This is a genomic window from Aquabacter albus, from assembly GCF_040049275.1.
Lineage (GTDB): Bacteria > Pseudomonadota > Alphaproteobacteria > Rhizobiales > Xanthobacteraceae > Aquabacter.
Map to the genome: position 1 here is coordinate 339,677 of NZ_JBDZDT010000001.1, position 19,148 is coordinate 358,824.

Below are 19,148 nucleotides of genomic sequence, written 5' to 3' on the forward strand. Positions count from 1 at the left end.
CTCAGTTCGTCGCCGGCTGGATGTGGTGGTCGGCGTAGAACTTCACCGCGGCCGGATGGTACGGCAGGCCCGTGGCGCTCGGCAGCAGCGCAGGCGTCAGGCGCTTCATCTCGTGGTGGAGGGCGTGGAACACATCGATGTTTTCCGTGACGGCCGCGAGGATGTCCGAGACCGTCTTGTCGTCGGTGCCGGCCAGCGCCACGAGATGGCCGCCCAGCGTCACGGTCTCCACGTCACTGGACTGGAAGGGATAGGTGCCCCCGGGGATGACGAACTTGTCCACCTTCCACTCGGCGCCCACCTTCGCCACCACCTCCGGCGAGAAGCCGACCAGCGTCACGGGCACGCCCTCCGCCGTGTCGAGGATGGAGCTGTGGCGCGGGTAGAGCACGTTCATGCCGCCATCAGCACGGCCGTCGCGCATCAGATTGGTCTGCTCGGCCGATGCGCCGCGCAGCACCTTGCCGCCGGCCTTCTCGATGTCCGCGATGGACAGGCCGCTCTCCTTCAGCAGGGCTTCCGCCAGCGAGGAGGAGATGTTGCCGCGCTTGTTGATGATGATGCGGATGGGCGGCTTCACCCGGCCAAGGTCCGAGGCGGTCTTGATGCCGTATTTGTCGGCAAAGTCCTTGGTGACGAGGAGATGCATGGGCGACCAGTTCTCCAGCCGCGCGATCACCCGCAGATTGGGGATGGGCGCGGTGAAGGGCTCGCCGCCGGTCAATGCCAGCTCCACCTCGGGCGCATGCATGATGGCGAGGTCGCACTTCTTTTCCACCAGCGACTTGGCGTTCGCGATGCCGCCGCCGGAGGTGAGGATGGTGATGGTGGAGCCGGGGAATTTCTTGCGCACGGCGGCATCCAGGCCGCTGCCGAGCAACTGCCATGTGCCGCCCACGCTCGCGGCGCAGAGGCTGAGATTATAGGTCTGGGCGGAGGCGGCGCCGGCCGAGAGGCCGAGCGCAAGCGCTGCGCCGAGCACGGCGCGGGAAGAGAAAGCACGCATCGGGAAAGCCTTTTTTCTGTCGGTCAGGCGTCGAGGCGCTCGCGCGCCGCCGCGAGGGCGGAAGCGTCGAGCTGCGGCGTGTGGATGCGGCTGCACTGCACGTCGCGGAAATGCCGCTCTAGAGGATGGCTCCGGCTGAGGCCGGGATTGCCGATGGTCTCGATGGCGATCTTCACCGCCTCGATGGTCTGGTCGGAGATCACCTGCTTCACCGCGCCCAATTCGGCGATGGAGACGCTGCCCGGCGCCGCATCGTATTCCGCGGTGATGCTCTCCTGGAGGCGCCGCGCACTGCGCACCAGGATGTCCATACGGCCAAGCTGTTCGCGAATGCGCGGCAGGGTGGAAAGGGGCGCGCCGAGGCTCGTCGGGGCCCGCTCCTGCACGTAGGAAACGAGGAAGTCACGGGCCGCCTCGGCCACGCCCACATAGACCGCGTTCAGCGCGCACGTGAACCAGGCCGAGTGGTGGAGATCGGACTTCTGCGCGTCGGCGGGCGCCTTCAGGTCCACCGCATATTCGGCCGGCACGATGACGTCCCTGAAAATCACGTCATGGCTGGAGCTGCCGCGCATGCCGAGATGGTCCCAGGTTTTCTCGATGCGCACGCCGAGGGCATTTCCCGGCACCAGCCACATGCCCACCTGGGCATTGTCCGGGGTGCGCGCCCACACCACGAACCAGGCGAGGCCCTCGGAGCCGGTGGCGTAGCGCTTGTGGCCGTTGATGCGCCAACCCTGGGGCACGCGCTCCGCGATGGTGCCGGCCTCGCCGCCACGGGTGGGCGAGCCCAGTTCCGGCTCCACCCGCACCTGGTTGATGAGCCCACCCTCCGAAATGGCGCTGCGGGCGACCAGGGCGCGGAGCGGGCTCGGCCAATGGCGTTTGCGCGCGAGAAGGCCGTGCTGGATGTAGTGCATGGCCAGCACGAGCCCGGTTGAGGCATCGCCCCATGCGATGGCGCTCAGCACCTGCGAGGCGTCCGAGAGCCCACCGCCGGCGCCGCCAAACTCGCTGGCCACCGTCAACCTGAGCACGCCTGCGCTTTCAAGGTCGCGGAAGTTCTCGAAGGCGAAGCTGGCATCGCGATCATGGGCGGCGGCGCGGCTGGCGAAGGTGGTCGCGAGCCGCTTCAGCGTGGCGGGCGCCGGCACCTCTGGCTGGGAGACGAAGGACAAGGGCAGAACGGACATCAAAGGCTCCAGCGGCGCTTTTTTGGAAACAGGCCGGACCGGGCACGAGAGCGGCCCGGATTGCGTCGATAGAAACTTAGTCTATAGAATTAGTCAACATACCTGTTCATATGGCTGGGTGTGGATCGTCCCTGAGGAAATTTCCCATGTCCCATGTTTCTTCGGCCCTCCTGAGGGTCTTCAAGGCCGCCGCCGGGGCGGCGTTGATCGTCGCCGGCCTTACATCGCACGCGCTCGCGCAGAGCCCGGAAAAGCTGCGCATCGGCTATCAGCGCTCTTCCACCCTCATCACCTTGCTTAAGACCAATGGGGCGCTGGAGAAGGCCCTCGCCCCTCTGGGCGTCCAGATCTCCTGGCATGAATTCACCAGCGGCCTGCCGCTGCTCGAGGCGGTGAATCTCGGCAGCATCGATTTCAGCGCGGACGTGGCCGACACGGTGCCCGTCTTCGCCCAGGCGGCGGGGGCCAAGCTCGTCTATGTGGCGGATGAGGCCCCCTCCCCCTCCGCCCAGGCCATCCTCGTGCCGGCCAACTCGCCCATCACCGCGCTCGACCAGCTGAAGGGCAAGAAGATCGCCGTTACCAAGGGCGCGGGCAGCCACTATCTGCTGCTGGTGGCCCTCGCCAAGGCCGGGCTCACCATCAAGGACATCACGCCGGCCTATCTCACCCCCGCCGATGCGCGCGCGGCCTTCGTCAGCGGCAATGTGGATGCCTGGGTGGCATGGGACCCGTTCCTCGCCAGCGCCCAGGTGCAGTCCGGCGCCCGCATCCTGGCGGACGGCACGGGCCTTGCCAGCTACAAGCGCTATTACCTGACCACCGAGGACTATGCGAAGCGCGGCAGCAAGGTGCTGGACGTGATCTTCGCCCAGCTCAAGGCCACCGGCGCCTGGACCAAGTCGCATCCCAAGGAGGCGGCGGACATTCTGGCGAACCTCTGGAGCATCGACGCCCCCACCGTGGAGAAGGCCAATGCGCGCCGCTCCTACCAGGTGGGCGTGGTGACCCCTGCGGGCCTCACCGAACAGCAGAAGATCGCCGACGTGTTCTTCGCCGAAGGGCTGCTGCCGAAGAAGGTGGACGCCTCGGCCGTCTCGGTCTGGCAGCCGGCGACGCAGTGATCCATGCGGGGTGGCCGCGCGGCGTGGCCACCCCATTCCGACGTCGCGGACGCAGCGGGTGACCTTAGGTCGGCGGACGCCCCTCCCAGATCGGGGTCGGACATGCCGTGAACCCCCCGGGGCCTCCCGGCGTTCTCCCCCTCGAATGTCCGGGCTCGATCACCCTCCCCACGCGGCAGATGCAGGGCGACACGCCGCAACCCTTGCGCCCGATGTCGCCGAAACGGCGATTCCGGCGCGATTGGACCGGCTGCCATGGGGCCGGTTCCATTGGCTCGTCATCGTCGCGCTCGGGATCACCTGGATCCTCGACGGGCTCGAGGTGACGCTGGCGGGCTCCGTGGCCGGCGCGTTGCGCGACAGCCCGGTGCTGCAGTTCAGCGCGGCCGAAGTGGGATTTGCGAGCAGCGCCTATCTCGCAGGCGCGGTGGGCGGCTCGCTGTTCTTCGGCTGGCTGGCCGACCGGCTCGGCCGCAAGCGCCTCTTCAGCATCACCCTGCTGGTCTATCTTGTGGCGACCGCGCTCACCGCATTCTCCTGGGATCTTTTCAGCTTCGCGCTGTTCCGCTTCTTCACCGGCGCGGGCATCGGTGGCGAATACACCGCGATCAATTCCGCCATCCAGGAGCTCATCCCCGCCCGGCGGCGCGGCTGGACCGACCTCCTGATCAATGGAAGCTTCTGGGTCGGAGCGGCCATGGGCGGCGTCGGCACCATCTTCCTGCTCGATCCGCGCCTCATCGATCCGGAACTCGGATGGCGGCTCGCCTTCTTCCTCGGCGCCGCATTGGGGCTCGGCATCCTGTTCCTGCGCCGGTTCATCCCCGAAAGCCCGCGCTGGCTGATGACCCATGGCCGCGTTGCTGAGGCGGAAGCGGTCGTCACCGATATCGAGGCGCGCGTGGCGCGCCCAGGCGTGGTGCTGTCCGAGCCCGACGTCCGCATCCGCGTGCGGACACGGGCCTCCACGCCCCTCCGCGAGGTGATGCGGGTGCTGGTGCGCGACTATCCCCAGCGCACGCTGCTCGGCCTTGCGCTGATGACGGCGCAGGCCTTCTTCTACAACGCCATCTTCTTCTCCTATGCGCTGATCCTCGGCACCTTCTACGGCGTGCCGAATGCCGAGGTCGGCTGGTACGTGCTCCCGTTCGCCGCAGGGAACGTGCTGGGCCCGCTGCTGATGGGGCGCCTGTTCGACACCATCGGGCGCAAGCCCATGATTGTCTTCACCTACACCATGTCCGGCATGCTGATCGCCGCGACGGGGCTGCTGTTCTCGCACGACATGCTCAGTGCGGACACGCAGGTGCTGGCGTGGTCGGCGACCTTCTTCTTCGCCTCCGCGGCGGCGTCATCCGCCTACCTCACCGTGGCGGAGAGCTTTCCCCTGGAGGTCCGGGCGCTGGCGATCGCGCTGTTCTATGCCTTCGGCACCGGCATTGGCGGCGTCGCGGCTCCCTGGTTGCTGGGCGCGCTGATCGACACCGGCTCGCGCAGCCAGATTCTCCTCGGCTATCTCTTCGCCGGTGCCTTGATGATCATCGCCGCGCTGGTCACCCTACGCTTCGGCATCCGCGCCGAGCGCCAGCCGCTCGAGAGCGTCGCCCGGCCGCTGTCGATGGTGGATTAGGGGCGGAAGCTTTTGCGGCTTCTGTTCTACCCTGAATGGAGGTCAGCGCCCCTTTTTTGGCGGGACTTCTCACTCCCAAACAGTTGATGCCGCCCCCGCATCTCCACGGGGGCAGCAGATGTGCATCAAACAAGGTGTTCCGGCGCCGGCACCAGCCGGATGACCATGTCGTTATAGTCGAAATCCGACCCCTGGTTGTAGGCGAGGTCTTCGAAGCCGAACGTGTTCTCGCCGTACATGCGGATATATTCATATCCGCCGGGATTGGCGTTGCCGATGACGAAGGTCTCGCCCGACGGGGTGAGGAGGACCGGCGCGTAATAGCCGGTGGCGCCGGCCACGGTCCAGTTCGTGTGGGTGTCGAAGTCGCCGCCGCGGTCCTCGCGGATGCCACTGTCCATATGGCTGCGGACAGCCTCGGCGAAGGCGTCGGTGTCGCCATACGCCACCCCGCCAACGCTCCATGCGCCGGTCCCGGCGTCCACATCCACATGCACGAAGCCGAGCGTGTTGGTGTTGGCGGAGCTGCCGGTCAGTTCGATGTTCAGCGTCTCGCCCTGCTGGAGGAAGACGAAGGGCTTGCCGGTGGTGCGCTGCGCATTGGCGAGCTCGGTCGCATCGGAGAGCGCGTTGTTGGCGACCGCGCTCAGATGCTGGCCTTCGATGGTGACCTGGAGCGAGCCGTCGTGCCAGGCGACGAGATCGGCATCCGGCGTCGGGTCAACGGCATGGTCGCCGCCGAGGAGCGCGAAGCGCAGCTGTTCCCCCGCAGGCAGATAGACCGACTGCGCACCGAGAAGCAGGCTCGCGCCATGGTCGTCCGCCACCGCCCCGATGGAGGCGAGGACGGCCTGCTCCAGGGTCACGTCGCTGCCGGCGTGGTGATCCTCGCGGCTGATGAGATTGCCGGAGCCGTCCACCGCATAGATCAGCAAAGTGGAGCCGGGCTGCAGGCCGGAATCCAGCGCGGAGAAGCGGACCCAGTTGCCGGCGATGGCGGCGCCGTTGTCCAGGGACAGCTCGATGCCGTGGCCGTCGAGGCTGATCTTGAGCGGCACCTCGCCGCCCCCCGCGCTGCTGTCGCCGAAGTCGCCCACATGGGCACGGTCGGCGGCCACCTGGTTGGCAAGATTGGCCCCGGTGTGCCCGGCAAGGACGCTGGCCAGCAGGGCCGGATCGGACCCTGCCGCGGCAAGGGCGTGGGAGGTGTCGCCCTGGGCGGCGATGCTCACCGCCGTCACGGCCTCGAGCAGGCTGATGGGGTCGGTGGCCGCGGCGGCATTCCGCTCCATCAGCGTGTTGCTGGCGACCACGAGCTGCACCACCGCATCGGCGATGCCTGCGGGCACCCCGGCGCTGGCGGCGATGGCCGCGACCGTGGCGGGGTCGGTGAGGTCGATGGCGGCGCCGGCGGCGGCCGCCGCCAGCCGCGCCGCGATCGCATCGAAGGGATCATCCGTGGCGCCCGCGGCCTCCAGCAGCGCCACCGTGTTGAGGATGCTGGATGCGGTGGCGAACGCCTCCGCCGCGCCGGCGACGCCGATGCGGGTGGCGGCGATGGGGTCGAGATCGTTGAGGTCGAGGCCGGAATGGAGCCCGAGCGCCGCGGCGACCACCTGCTGCGCGGCGGCGGGATCGCCGCTGCCGGCGGCCGCCACCTTCTGGACGAGGGTGGTCAGCGGGGTGATGGCGGTGGAGCCCGCCGGCGCCAGCATGGTGCCGTCGAAGGGCAGGTTGGTGGCCGTGTCGATGCCACCCGTCAGGATCAGCGGGGCGCCACCCGACACCAGCGCATACCGGCCATTGGTGTCCGTGGTGGTGTGCGCCTCGCCCGCATCGAGCACGCCGTTGAAGTTGGCGTCGGCAAACACGGTGGCGCCGGAGATATAGCCGTCGATGCCGAGGCCCTCGAGGACATCGTCAACGAAATCGCCGATGGTATGCGCCACGGACCGCAGGAGATTGCCAGCCTCATCGAACCCGGTGCCGACATACAGCAGCCCCGTGTAAATGTTCTGGCCGAGGATGCGGTAGGAGTCGTTGATCTCCGCCAGGGCGTCGTTGATCGTCGAGGCATACTGGACCATGCGGTCGCCGATGGCGGCGAGGTAGGGGTTCTTGATGATGGTGTCGAGATAGGCCGAGCCCATGGCCTTGATGTCGTCGTCCAGCGCGCCGACATCGCCCGTGAAGAGATGGACGATGAAGTCCGCGAAATGCTCGGCCACCGGCACATAGAGGCGCGGGTCCACGCCGGTCTGGAGCATGTAATAGTCCATCGCCACGTTGCCGATGGAGGTGGCCATGCCCTCCGCATCGCCGCTGGCGACGGCATTGCCGAAGGAGATGAGGTTCGGCACCGCATCGACGATGATGTGCGCGGCCTCCGTGCTCAGATCGCCGACGACATCGCCGATGAGGCTCGCGGTGGCGGCCGCGATGGTGAGCTGGCCGTGAAGATACTCATAGGCGCCCGGCACTTCGCTGATCGCGCCCTGCACGGCGCCCATGCCGAGGACGTAAAGGCCGGCCTGCGCGCCGAGCTTGGTGGCGGTGATGGCCAGGCCCATCGGGGTGCCGGCGAACATGGCGTCCACCGCGGCTTTGGTGCCCACCATCGTGGCGATCTGAATGCCCAGCTGGGTGTAGGCGTTCGCGCTTTGAGGATCGTCCAGAACGCTCACATAGGCGCGGCCGAGCGGGTGCTTGTTCAGCACCCATGCCATGCCGTTGCCCATGGTGGTGACCGTGTCGATGAACGCCTGGTCGCGGTCGCTCAGCGTGGTGCCGGGCGGCAGGTGCTGGCGGATGACAGAGGTCGCCCCCTGAGACGCGAGCTGCCTCTCGATGGACGTGATGGTGGCGCCGGCTCCCGACGAGGACATGCCGAGCAGCGCGCCATACCCCGTGAGGATGTCGTCCTTGTATTGCGCGTCGTCGAGCACGGCTATCAATTGCCGCGCGTCGAAGGCGTCGTCCGTGCCCGGATTGTTCGCCATGAGCTGGCGCGCGCGCAGGTGCAGCCAGGCAAGCCCGATGTCGTGCATCATGCCCGTATCGGCGCCTTGGCTGCCGAGGCCGGTGGCCTGCACTTCCTTGTCGAGTGCCTCCAAGACCTGATCGGACGTCAGATTGCCGGCGACATACTGCTTGACGAGCGTGTCCTCGGCGCCGCCGTTCAGCAGGCGCGTACTCAGAGCGTTGAGGGTGATGCTGTAGTCCGAAAGGAAGGGCGACCGGACTTCGGATTCCGTCACCCCATGCAGCATGGACACGAGCGCGAGGTCGTAGGCATAGGTGGATTGGCCGACGCCCTGGATCCCGGTGTTGAGATAATAGGTCCCGAGCCGCATGGCGTTGACCACGGTGTCCATGCTCAGGAAGCCGACGGTGTTGGCGCGCAGCTGCTGCGCCACCCACAGGTCGTTCCCGAACATGTTCCCCACGAGAGACACCTGGTCCGGCATGAAGGCGAGGGTCCCTTCCCAGGCCAGGAGCTGGCGCGCCTCCTGCTGTGTCAGCGCGGTCGGGTCGGGAGCCTCCTGATGCACGTTGCCCTGCGCGTCGCGCACATTGGCGGCCGTGGTGCCCTCGGCGACGCGCCATGCCAGCTCCGCCGAGAGATCGCCGATGGCGATCTTGTCGATCATCTCCGCCCGCACCGCGCTCACGCCGTTGCCTTCGCCGGTCAGCAGCGAGTTCAGGGAATAGAGCGCGGCGAAGGTCGAGACATTGTGCGCAGCCGCATATTGCTCGAGGTCGGTGATGGCGTCGGTGACCGACATCTGGCCGACCTGGATCTTCGCGAAGACGAGGCCCACCTCGCTGAGCGAGCCGGTGAAGAAGGGGTCATCCCCCGCCCCGAACTGGGCGCCGAAATGGGCCGCCCCGGCCGCGAAATAGGTGCCGATGGCGGCATCGTCCGCCGCGCTGCCATGGCCGATCAGCCCGAAGGCGATGGCATTCCGCTGCTGCACGCTCAGCGGCGTCGAGGCCGCATCCTGCATGATCTCCGCGCCGGAGACCTCGCCCGCCTCCACGAGCGCCACGAGGGCATCCCGCGCCGCAAGGAAGCTCGCGCTGGCCTCGCTCTGGCCGATGCCGAAGCCCAGAAGCAGCCGGACGGCCTGATCGTCCGTCAGGTCCCCGGCCGCCAGGGCGTTTTGCACGGCGGACGGGTCCACCTCGAGCGAGCCCATGACGGCGCCGATCCCGGCAAGCCCCGCCGTTGTGGCGTGGGCGGCCGCATCCAGCAGCAGCGGCGCGGCGGTGGCCGTGTCCACCCGCCCGTCGGCCACGTAAGCGTCAATATGGGAAGCGGCCCAGCTCCCGATGGCGCTCGAAGGATCGGATGAGAGCGCGGCGAGGAGGTTGGCGATCACATGGACCGCCCCGGCGCCGGACAGGCTGCCGTCCGTCACCGCCGCATCGATGTCGTTGAGATAGGTGCTGTTGCCGCTGACCACAAGCGCGAGCTTCGTGCCGACGGCATCCTGGGTCCCGGCATCGCCGAAGCCGGCGACGCTGATGTAGAGGTGGGCGGCGGTCGCGCTGGAGATGGCGGTGAGCGCGGCCACATCGATCGGCGTGGTGCCGGTGATTTCCTTGATGTAGTCGAGGATCCCCGTCGCGCTCCCCGCGTCCGCGAGGTCCGCGATCTCCTCCGCCACCGCATCATGCAGCGCCGAATAGGTGGAGGCGCCGGCGAGCCAGTGGACCAGCTTGCCGAGGTCGAGGCTGCCCACAGCACCGTCGATGGCCGCCATGGCGTCGGACGCGGAAATGCTTCCGGCGGTCACGAGCGCGTTCAGCTCGTAGCTGGCCGTGTGGGCCGAATACGGGCTCGGGAAATCCACCTGCCCCATGCCGGCGAGAACCACGGCAAGCTGGGCCGCCGTCAGCGCGCCGTCGGTGAGGCCGCCCTCGAGCATCTGCGTGGTGGCGGTGTCGACCGCGTCGGCGCTGACGGGAATGCTGGCGAGCGGCGTGCCGAAGGCCTTGCCGATGGCGAGCTGCACGCCGGCGTCGCCGCCGCCGGCTATGGCGAGGAGCTGCGTGTTGGCGCGGCCGCTGTCGAGGCCGGACATGCTGACCCCCGCCAGCATCCTGTTGACGTCGACGTCACCGTCCACGACCGCATCGCCCATGGCGTGGCCCAACGCGACTTGCGAGGCGACGTCCGCATCCACCGCCATGGCGCTGATGAGCTGAGGCGCATAGTAGGAGAAGTTGGGAAGGATGCTGATGATCTGGTCGATGACGGCGGGGATGCCCAGGCCGCCGTCCACCGCCATCTTCATGAGCTCCGGCCCGATGACCGTTTGGGAGCCCAGCGCGCTGGTGAATTGGACGTAGGTGAGGAGCTGGACCACGTGAGCGGCCGGGATACCGTCCGCCTCATAGGCCCGGTCCACCGCATCCACCGCACCCGCTGCCCCCGCGCGCGCCAGCGGTATGGCGAGAGATTGGTCGTAGTCATTCGCGTTCGGCAGGCTGGAGGTGACGCCAGCCGCGTAGGCGATGAGCGAGGCCATTTTCGCCGTGGTCGCCCAGCCGGCGTCCAGGGCGTGGCTGAGATTCGCCTCGGCATTGCCCGGCGCCATGCCTGCGGCGAACAGCGATCCCAACGCCGCGCCGAGGCGCTCGAACGCAGCTTCGTCCGTCGCCGCCGAAGCGAGGCCGGCAAGGACACCCACAGCGTCCGGCAGCGAAAGCGCGTCCGCGTCCACCGCGTCGACGATGTGGGTGACAGCCGCGTCCAGGGTGATGTGGCCGTCTTCCACCAGATCACCCATGATCCGGTTGATGCCGCTCACCACGAAGACGCTCGCCAGATCGGTCGCCGGGTGGTTGCCGGCGGCGAAGAAGAGGCCGTCGACGGCGCTGCCGAGGGTCAAGCTTCCGCCTGTGATCAGCGCCGAAATCTCGTCGGTGACGATGTCCGTCAATGCGCCGTCGCTGGAGACCAGATAGGTCATCAAAGAGAGGCCGTAAGACACGGACAGGCGGCCGGCGGAAATTTCTCCTGCCACGTCGTCCACAACGCCCTGCTCGGTGAGTGCTCCGCGGCCGATCAGGGTCACGAGCTCCACCGCGACGGCCTGCACACCGGAAAGGCGGAACACGGTTGTTCCGAGGGGGGTGTATGTTTCGAAATTGTCCGCCATGCCGAGGAGCACGGCCATCGCCTGCCCGGCGGTCATCATGCCGGGCTGGTTGACGAAGGTGTCGAACAGCGACATGAATTCGGCGTTCCCGCCATAGGCCCCGAAGACCCCGACGAGCGTCTCTCCGACCGCCGCCTGCAGCCCCGAGGCGCCGTGGCTGGCCACCGCCGCCAGCAACGCGACCTCGTTCAGCACATAGCCCATGCGGTAGCTGGACTGAGCCGCCTGGACGGCGTCCATCGCGGCGCTGACGCTGATGTCTCCGTTGTCGATCAGGCCGCCCAGATACTGGCCGAGCGCCACCGGGAGGTCGTAGGTGACCGGGGAGATATCGGTATAGTCGTGGTAGAGCGTCGCGCCGGTGATGATGGCGACGGCCTGCTCCGGCGCCAGCGTGTGGTTGCTGAGCGCCGTGTCGATGGCCGTTGAAACGGCGCCCGGCGTCAAGAGGCCCGCCTTGACCAGCGAGGCGATAAGGCTGCCCGCTTCCGCCTCCATCGAGACGGCAGCGTTATCAGTCACGCCGGAAGGCGGCGTGAGGAGAACCCGCATCGCATTGTCCGCGGTGATATGCTCGGGAACGAGGTTCGCCAGCGCATCGAACACGGCCATGCGCAGGACCGCCATGGAGTCGCCCTGCCGCGTGGTGCCGGAGACCAGGCTCACCAGCGCCTGCAGAGCGTCGATGGCGGACATGGTGCCGGCATCGACCGCCGTATCCAGCCCCGTCAGGATCTCGGCGACCGCCGCATCGTCCAGGCCGACGCCGATGGTCCCGCCGGCGGTCCCGCCCGCGACCATCATCCCGAGCCTGACCATGTTCGCGACATCGTCCGGAACCAGCCCCAGCTCCTGGAAGATGTTTCCCGAGGCGATGCTCGCCAGTGCGCGGCCGACGGCGATCTGATCGGCCGCCGTTCCCGCGCTGGCAAAGCCCAGCAGCAGCAGGGCCGTATTGTCGGCAGAGACGCCGAAGACGCTGTCCAGCACGTCCAGCGCCTGGCCGAAGGTGAAATTGCCGCCTACGAGGCCGGCAATGGCCACGCCCGCGGCAATCCCGATGTTCGGATAGAAGTCGGCATCGCTGGGGCCGCCCAAATTGACGGGATTGATGGCGGTGAGGTGTGCCAGGACATAGAGGACCTGCTCCGCCGAGAGGCCGTCATCGACGGTGCCGGCAACCGCCTGCACGAACTGCTCGGCGGTGAGCCCGAGTGCATCGCCGAGATAGGCGAGCTGCTTGGCGGCAATGTTGGTGTAAGCGCCATCGCCCGTCGCAACCAACATGCTGAGAAGGGCGATCACCCCGTCCTGGCTCTGGGGATAATCGCCGATGAGCGCGGCAATGGCGGCGCCCACATCCTCCATCACCCCGGAATCCCCGACCCGCGCAAAGGCGGAGAGCGCAAGCACCGCCTGGCCCAGGTACAGACCGGTGGCGTCCTGGAGCTGGACGGGGGAATTGACGGCGTCGCTGATCGCCGCAATGAGCTGCTGGACAAAGGGCCGGTAGCTCGACGCGCCGTTCGGAAGCTCGCGCATTTCGAGAGCGTTGAGCTCCGCCAGCACATCCCCGAAATAGGCGCCGGGGCTTGTGTCGATCATGCCGGCGAGGATGATGGCGGACACACCCGGATCGAAGTCGGCGTCCACAAGCGCCGTGTGCACGTCGCTCATGGTGGCGCGCCCGGCGCTGATGAGCTGCGTGAATTCGTGGCCCACCGCGACCTGCGCCGGCAGGCCATCGGTCGCCATGCCCATGAGGATCGACAGGCCGTCCGCGGCCGACAGGCCGTTCGTGCCGATCAGCTGGCCGACGGATTCCACGAAATCATGGATCTGGACGGTGTTCAGATGGTCGAGCAGCGCGTTATGGGCGCTCTGCCCCAGCTCCGTTCCCAAGCCGGCGCCCGCCTCGATGGCGGCGAGCAGCGGGATGGCGCCGAAGGCCGGCAGGCTGGCGAGGCGGCCGAGCAGATCGGAGGCGGTGAGGTCGCCATTGTCCACGAGGTCGGCGAGCGCCGCACCGGCCTGCGCGATGACCGCGGCATCCGCGGCATCGATGGGCGACGACACATGGCGTTCCGCCAGCTCGACCAGAACGCCGATCGCCATGTCGAGCGAGATGGGCTGCGTGCTGTCGTGGGCCGCAGCGACAATGGCTCCGGCAGCATCGCTCGCGGAAAGCGCCCCACCCGAGATTATGAAATCGATGGACTGGCCGATAAGGGTAAGGCTGATTGTGGACGTGTCCGGCGCCAATTGCAGGATGATGAGCACCGCGCCGACGGCAGAGATGTGCCCGGCCTCGGCCTCCGTCGTCAGCGTACTCCTGATGGTGTCGAAGTCGGTGAGATCGGCGTCTATCAGGTCCTTGAGTTCCGCGCCCACGGCCAGCTGCTGGCTCTGCGTGCCGGCGCCCGCAAGGCCGCCGAGGAGCGGAATGGCGATGTCGATCGGCAGCGTCCCGCCGGTGGCGGCGTCATGGATGACGTCGAGCACATCGGTGAAATGCTGCGCGTCGCTGCCGATGAGGGTGACGAGCTGCGCCCCGACCTGGCCGGCAATGCCGGCCGCCTCGGCGGCGGCGGAGGTATCGCCCGCCGCGCTGATCAGCAAAGTGACAGCTTCGGTGAAGCTGAGCACGCCGCCATCGACCGCGTCCGACAAGGCGGTGCCCACATCGGCGAAGGCGAGCTTGCCGGCTGCGACGAGCTCCGCGATCCCGACGCCGAGAGAGGCCAGCGATGCGGGAAGGCCGTCCGCCAGTTCCACGATCACCGAGATGGCCGCAGCCGCCGTGAAGCCGGAGGCGGAAATGGAGGCGCCGAGCGCCACCAGCGCATCGTCGGCATCCATCAGGCCTTCGGAGATGAGGGCGGAGAGGAAAGAAGCGCCCCCTTCCGCATCGCCCGACACCACAACAACGGCCGCAGCGCCGGCCACCATTTCGGCCGCAGTGAGCGTGCCGGCATCAACGGCGTCCGCAAACTGGCCGGCGAGGTCCGCATAGGTCGCGAAGCCGTGGGATTCCACCTGATCCAGGATCTTGGCGCCTACCGTGGCGCCGCCCTCCGCCCAGGCGCCCGCGACGACGGCCACCAGGTGATCAAGAGGCAGGCCACCCTCCAGATAGGCGCTGTAGACGCCGCCCGTCGCGGCATTTTCCGTCACGGCGCCGCTGGCGACGAGGGCAGCGATGCCGCCGCCCGTCGCAGCCTGAAGCGCCGCGTCGGCCGGGATGGCAATGCCCACGAGCAATGCCAGCGCCTCGGCGCCCGTGATGACATGGTCCGCCGAAGCGGCCACGATGCCGGCCACGCTCTGCGCCTCGCTTCCCGCATGGCCGCCCAGGAAATCCGCGATCTCGCCACCGATGGCGAGAAGCACGCCATCCGATGCGCCGGATGCGGCGGCCGTCATGGCCGAGATCGCCTCGGCCAGGGTGACCTGACCGCTGGTGATGAGCGCGTCGATCTCGCCGAGAATGGCCGTCTGAAGCGTCGCGGTCACCATAGGGTCGCCGCCGGCCTCGAAGCGCGCGATCAGCACGCTCTCCAGCAGCCCGACGGCCTGCTGCGCGGTGAGGTTGCCGCCGGAAATGCTGGCTTCCAGCGCGGTCATCACCGCCGGGGCGGTGAGCTCGCCACCCACCAGGGCCAATTCCAGCGAAATCGCCACCGCGTCGCTGAAGCCCGCCGCGCCGCCCACCGCAAGATTGGTCAGCGCCCCCATACCGTCCGCCATGGAGACGGTACCCGCGACCATAACGGCCACGATGGCCTGGGTGACGCCGCCCGGCTGGGTGCTGCCGGCGCCGATATCGGTCAATTCCGCCAGCACCCCATCCTTCGCGCTGGCGCTGCCGGCGCTATAGACGGCGAAAAGCAACGAGACCGCCTTCGCCGCCGTAAGGTGATCCGGCAGGTCCCCGATCAGGGTGCTGATGGCATCCAAGCTGGCGCGCTGATCCGCTGCCGACAGGCTTGCGATCAAACCGGCGATGGAGGTCCCGAAAACGGACGGCGCATCGGCACCGTTCGCGAAGCCGGCGACCTCGGCCATGAGGGTGACGCGCTGCGCGGTGGTCAGGTTCGCGGAGAACAGGCTGTCCCGGATCTGGGCGCTGGAGAGATAGCCGGCTCCCAGGCTGGCGATCTCGGCTGCGGTTCCGGCGATGCGGTCCATGTCCGCCCCGGCGCCGCTGGCCAGGGCGGTGATGGCCGCCTGCGGGAGGAAGCCCCACACGGGGGTGCCGTTGTTCTGCGCCGTCCAATTGGCAGCGGCCACCTGTCCCATATAGGCGTAGATCGCATCCCGCGCGTCCGCGACGGACGAGAGCGCCACGAGCAGGCTCAGCGCCTGGGTCGCATTGATGAGCGGGCTGGGATTGCTGAGCAGGAGCTGGCCGGCGATATGATCCAGCGCTTCCGCAGGGGTCAGAGACCCGTCGGCAAGCAGCGCTGTGAGCGCGGCCCGTATGTCCGCCTGTGAATCCGGAAGGGGATAGTATCCCAGCAGCTGAAGGAAGGCGGCATCGCCGACGCCCGGCACGGCGGCGGCCAGCGCCTCGATGCCTTCATTGCCCACGAGCCTGAGGTCGTGATCGCCGCTCCCGGCGAGCGACATGAAGCGCGTGAGCGCCTGGGCGGCGAGAGCCGGATCGGTGCCCACGAGCGCCGCGATCTCCGCCACGGCTTCCGTCCGCAGGCCGGCCGAGGCGCCGGGCAGGATGTTGCCCAGCACGGTGATGGCGTTGGAGGGGGTGAAGGTGCCCGCATCGACGGCGGCGTCGAGCGCGCTGACCGCGATGATGCCCCCGGACAGAAGGGTCGCAACCGTCCCGTTCACGGTGGCGCCGTTCACGGCGGAAAGCTGGCCGAAGGCGACGAAGGCCTCCGCAGCATCCAGGGCGCCCGCCGTCAGCTGCGCGGCGATCGCGTCCGACATGGTTCCGACCCAGATGGGGGCGGTGGCCGGATTGCCCTGGGGGGTGGTGAGATCGACCATGGCTTCGAGGATCGGCAAAACGCCGTCGCCGCCATGGGCATAGATCTGCGCCAGCAGGTTCGCCGCCTGGCTGGCGGTGAGGTTGCTGCTCTCGATGCGGCCCGCCAGGGCGTCGATGATGGTCTGCGCGGCGGTGGGGTCGGTGCCGAACAGGTTGGCGATGGCAAGCGCCGCCGCCGCCACTTGGGCGATGGAACCGAGGCCGGCGGTCTCCGCGAGCGTCTCGGGATCGGTGATCAGGATCCCCAGCTCCACGTCGATGATCGCCTGCACCGCTGCGGAAGCGCCGGCGCGCAGGGCCTGGAGGTCCGCGATGACCGCCTGCAAGGTGATGTCGCCGTTGGATATCAGCGCGTCGATCTCGTCCTGGACCGCCGTCTGCAGCGCCGCGTCGCCGGCGGCGGCCATGTGGACCAGCACGGTGAGCGCGACGTCCGCATCCAAGGCCGACGGCACCGCCGCATCCACGAGCGCGATGGCATCGCCGAGGCTGATGGCCCCGTGGGCGATCAGCGCCGCGATGTTCGCGCCAGCGATTGCCTGGAGCGCCCTGGCGCCGCCATTGGCGAGGCCGAGAAGCTGGGTCGCCGCAGCATCGGCCGTGATGGCGGCGCCATCCACCCAGGACAGCAGGGCATCGGTGGCGGCACTGGCGGTCTGCGCCGAACCGAGGGCCGCCGCCTGGGCAAGGAGGGTAAGGGCCTGCCCGGCATTCAGGAGGGCATCTTCCAGCGCCCCCTCCAGGACACCGACGCCGGTGGCCGGATCGGCGTCAAGGTAAGCGGCGATCTGCGCGTAGATGGCGGTGAGCCCGACGGGAGGGGTCCCCGTGGCTGCGCCGGCCAGAAGAAGGATTGCCTGGTCCGGCGTCAGCGTTTCCGCCGTCACGGCCGCGGCGATCTCCGCCAGGCCCTGGGCGGGCGTGAGCATGTGCCGGTTCAGGATGAAGGTCAGCTCGCGGCCGGCGGCGATGAGATCCCCGTCGCTTCCGGAGCCAGCAAATCCAACGACCACATGGATGGCTTGCAGGTCGGTGAGCACGCCGCCCTGCAGGCCGTTGCTCACCGCGCTCATGGCGTATGAGCCAATATCTTGCGCGGGAAGCGCCAAGGCGGCACCGATGGTTTCGAGACCGCCCGACTCCAGAACGGCCAGCACAGCGGCGGCCTTGATGAGGACGGATAGGGCCAGCGACGGATCGTCCACACCCAGATAATTCGTGATGCCCCCGGCAAAAACGATATCGATGGCCGTGGCGATGTCGGCAGCCGGAACAGCGCGATCGTGGATCAGGTCGGCCAGGGCTTCCCCTGCACCGGCGATGAGCTCCGGATTGCCCGTTATGGCGCCCAGCGGGCCCGCACGGCCGCTCCCGCCCAAAGCGATGAGGAAGGCCATGCCCTGGGCGACCGTTGGGCCGTCGGTGCCGATGATCGAAACGATGGCCGCCGTCGCATCGGTCACGCTGATGGCGCCGCCCTCCACCAGGGTGCGCACGCCATCGGTCGCGGCGTTCATGGCGCTCCGATCCTGGACGAGACCGCCCGGAACGGTTGCAATGGCCACCAGAAGCTCAACGGCACCGGCAGCTGGCAGGCCTTGGTTCGAGATCCCGTTGGTGATGGCCAGCACCATGTCCCGGGCTGACAGCTTCCAGTTGGGAAGCGCGAATAACGGTGTCGTGGTGTCGACCAGCGTGGCCAGGCTGAGGCCCGCGGTGTACGCCAAGTCGGCCTCAGCGACGACGACGCTGATGAGCAGCCGCGCCGCCCCCTGGGCGCCATTGCTCAGCCCCACCGCGGTCAGCGCATTGAGCGCCGCCTGCCCCGAGACGAAACCGTTTTCGACGAAGTCGAGCACTTCCGCCACGACGGTGGCAGCAGATGTGCCGGCGAACCTGCCCAGCAGATAAATCGCCGACAGCGCGGGCAGGCTTTGGTCCTGGACGGCGGCGTTGATATCGTCGGCGATGTCCTGGACCGAAAGCGCGGGCGTGGCCGACGCCGCCAGAGCGCTGATGGACTGACCCGAATAATAGACGTTGTTGATTTCGTCGCCGGGGGGGCCTTCGGAGATGCCGATGCCCGCGGCAATCGCAAGGATCTGGATGGCCTGATGGGTCGCGGCGCTATCGCCGCCGATGAGGGCCGCCAGCTCGCTGGTGGCCTCGCCGGAATACTGGGAGTTCGGCCGGGCAATGATGCCGGCGAGCAGGCCATAGGCCTCCGTCTCCGAGAGGATGCCGTTCGAGATGGCATCTTCGATGGCCTGCATGGTCGCGGCAAGGGTCAGGGTCTCCCCGCCCCCCTCTTCGCCACCGCCTTCGCCGCCGCCCTCGCTCCCTCCTTCGCTTCCGCCATGGTCATTGGTGATGAACCAGGCGAGGACCATGCCCGCACGGATCTGGACGTCCACGGGGCCGTCGGCCGCGACCGCGAGCAGTGCGTGCAAGGTCTCGATGCCACTGATCTGGCCCTCGGACGTGGCGTCGGAGACATCGTCCATGGCGTCCGTCACGTCGACCGCGTCCGTGGCGATGAGACGGGCAATCTCCGCGCCGATGGCGCCGATGTGGCTGCTGTCGCCGTCAAGGGCCGTCAGCGTGTGGGCGAAGGCGAGCAGGGCCTGGACCGGGCTGACGTTGCCATCGCTGGCGGCAGCCTCGATGAGGGCAACGCCGTTGGCGTAGCGGGCCGGGCCGGTGAGATTGGCGATGACCGCGTTCGCGACAGCGACGCCGGTCAGGCCATCCTGCACTGATGTGGCATCGAGCCCGATAGATGAGGTGTCGAAACCGGCAATGGCATTGTAGTCATTGTCGCTCATGGAATTTCCCCACCGCGCCAAATTCTCGCCAAACCGCTCTCGACGAGAAACTTAGGCCAAATAAAACCATCCCCCCGCTCAGCCTTGCCGGATACTTTACAAGCCTGATCGAGATCCAAACCCCGGGAATACGGACAAGGCACAGCTATGCTGCAGCGGCCCTTCCATTCCGAGGTCATCGGAACGGAAGGG

5 protein-coding genes are annotated in these 19,148 nt (G+C 68.0%); 2 read left to right on the plus strand and 3 right to left on the minus strand.

From position 1 onward, the window contains the following. Nucleotide 1: 1 nt before the first annotated feature. Together ABLE91_RS01375 and ABLE91_RS01380 are read right to left on the minus strand one after the other, a co-directional pair. Nucleotides 2-1,006, minus strand: a complete 1,005-nt coding sequence (locus ABLE91_RS01375) for a TAXI family TRAP transporter solute-binding subunit (protein WP_348927722.1) — start codon at nt 1,004-1,006, stop codon at nt 2-4. A 23-nt stretch (nt 1,007-1,029) separates the two neighbouring features. Continuing rightward, nucleotides 1,030-2,199 carry an acyl-CoA dehydrogenase family protein gene (locus ABLE91_RS01380; RefSeq protein WP_348927724.1) on the minus strand — a complete coding sequence of 390 codons (1,170 nt, stop codon included), beginning with the start codon at nt 2,197-2,199 and terminating at the stop codon, nt 1,030-1,032. 146 nt (nt 2,200-2,345) lie between these two features. Here ABLE91_RS01380 and ABLE91_RS01385 point away from each other — a divergent pair, with 146 nt between their 5' ends. Beyond that, on the plus strand, nt 2,346-3,323 hold the full coding sequence (locus tag ABLE91_RS01385; RefSeq protein ID WP_348927726.1) for an aliphatic sulfonate ABC transporter substrate-binding protein: 978 nt from the start codon (nt 2,346-2,348) through the stop codon (nt 3,321-3,323). Nucleotides 3,324-3,468: 145 nt separating this feature from the next. Then, nucleotides 3,469-4,953: an MFS transporter gene (locus tag ABLE91_RS01390; RefSeq protein ID WP_510181891.1), complete on the plus strand. Its 1,485-nt coding sequence runs from the start codon at nt 3,469-3,471 to the stop codon at nt 4,951-4,953. A gap of 125 nt (nt 4,954-5,078) precedes the next feature. Here the strand turns inward: ABLE91_RS01390 and ABLE91_RS01395 are convergent, their stop codons facing one another. Continuing rightward, nucleotides 5,079-18,956 carry a DUF4114 domain-containing protein gene (locus ABLE91_RS01395; RefSeq protein ID WP_348927728.1) on the minus strand — a complete coding sequence of 4,626 codons (13,878 nt, stop codon included), beginning with the start codon at nt 18,954-18,956 and terminating at the stop codon, nt 5,079-5,081. Between the last annotated feature and the right edge of the window lie 192 nt (nt 18,957-19,148).

Bases quoted from the DNA above. Each gene is read 5' to 3' on its own strand.
- ABLE91_RS01375 (WP_348927722.1), bottom strand. From the start codon at position 1,006: ATGCGTGCTTTCTCTTCCCGCGCCGTGCTCGGCGCAGCGCTTGCGCTC.
- ABLE91_RS01380 (WP_348927724.1), bottom strand. From the start codon at position 2,199: ATGTCCGTTCTGCCCTTGTCCTTCGTCTCCCAGCCAGAGGTGCCGGCG.
- ABLE91_RS01395 (WP_348927728.1), bottom strand. From the start codon at position 18,956: ATGAGCGACAATGACTACAATGCCATTGCCGGTTTCGACACCTCATCT.
- ABLE91_RS01390 (WP_510181891.1), top strand. From the start codon at position 3,469: ATGTCCGGGCTCGATCACCCTCCCCACGCGGCAGATGCAGGGCGACAC.
- ABLE91_RS01385 (WP_348927726.1), top strand. From the start codon at position 2,346: ATGTCCCATGTTTCTTCGGCCCTCCTGAGGGTCTTCAAGGCCGCCGCC.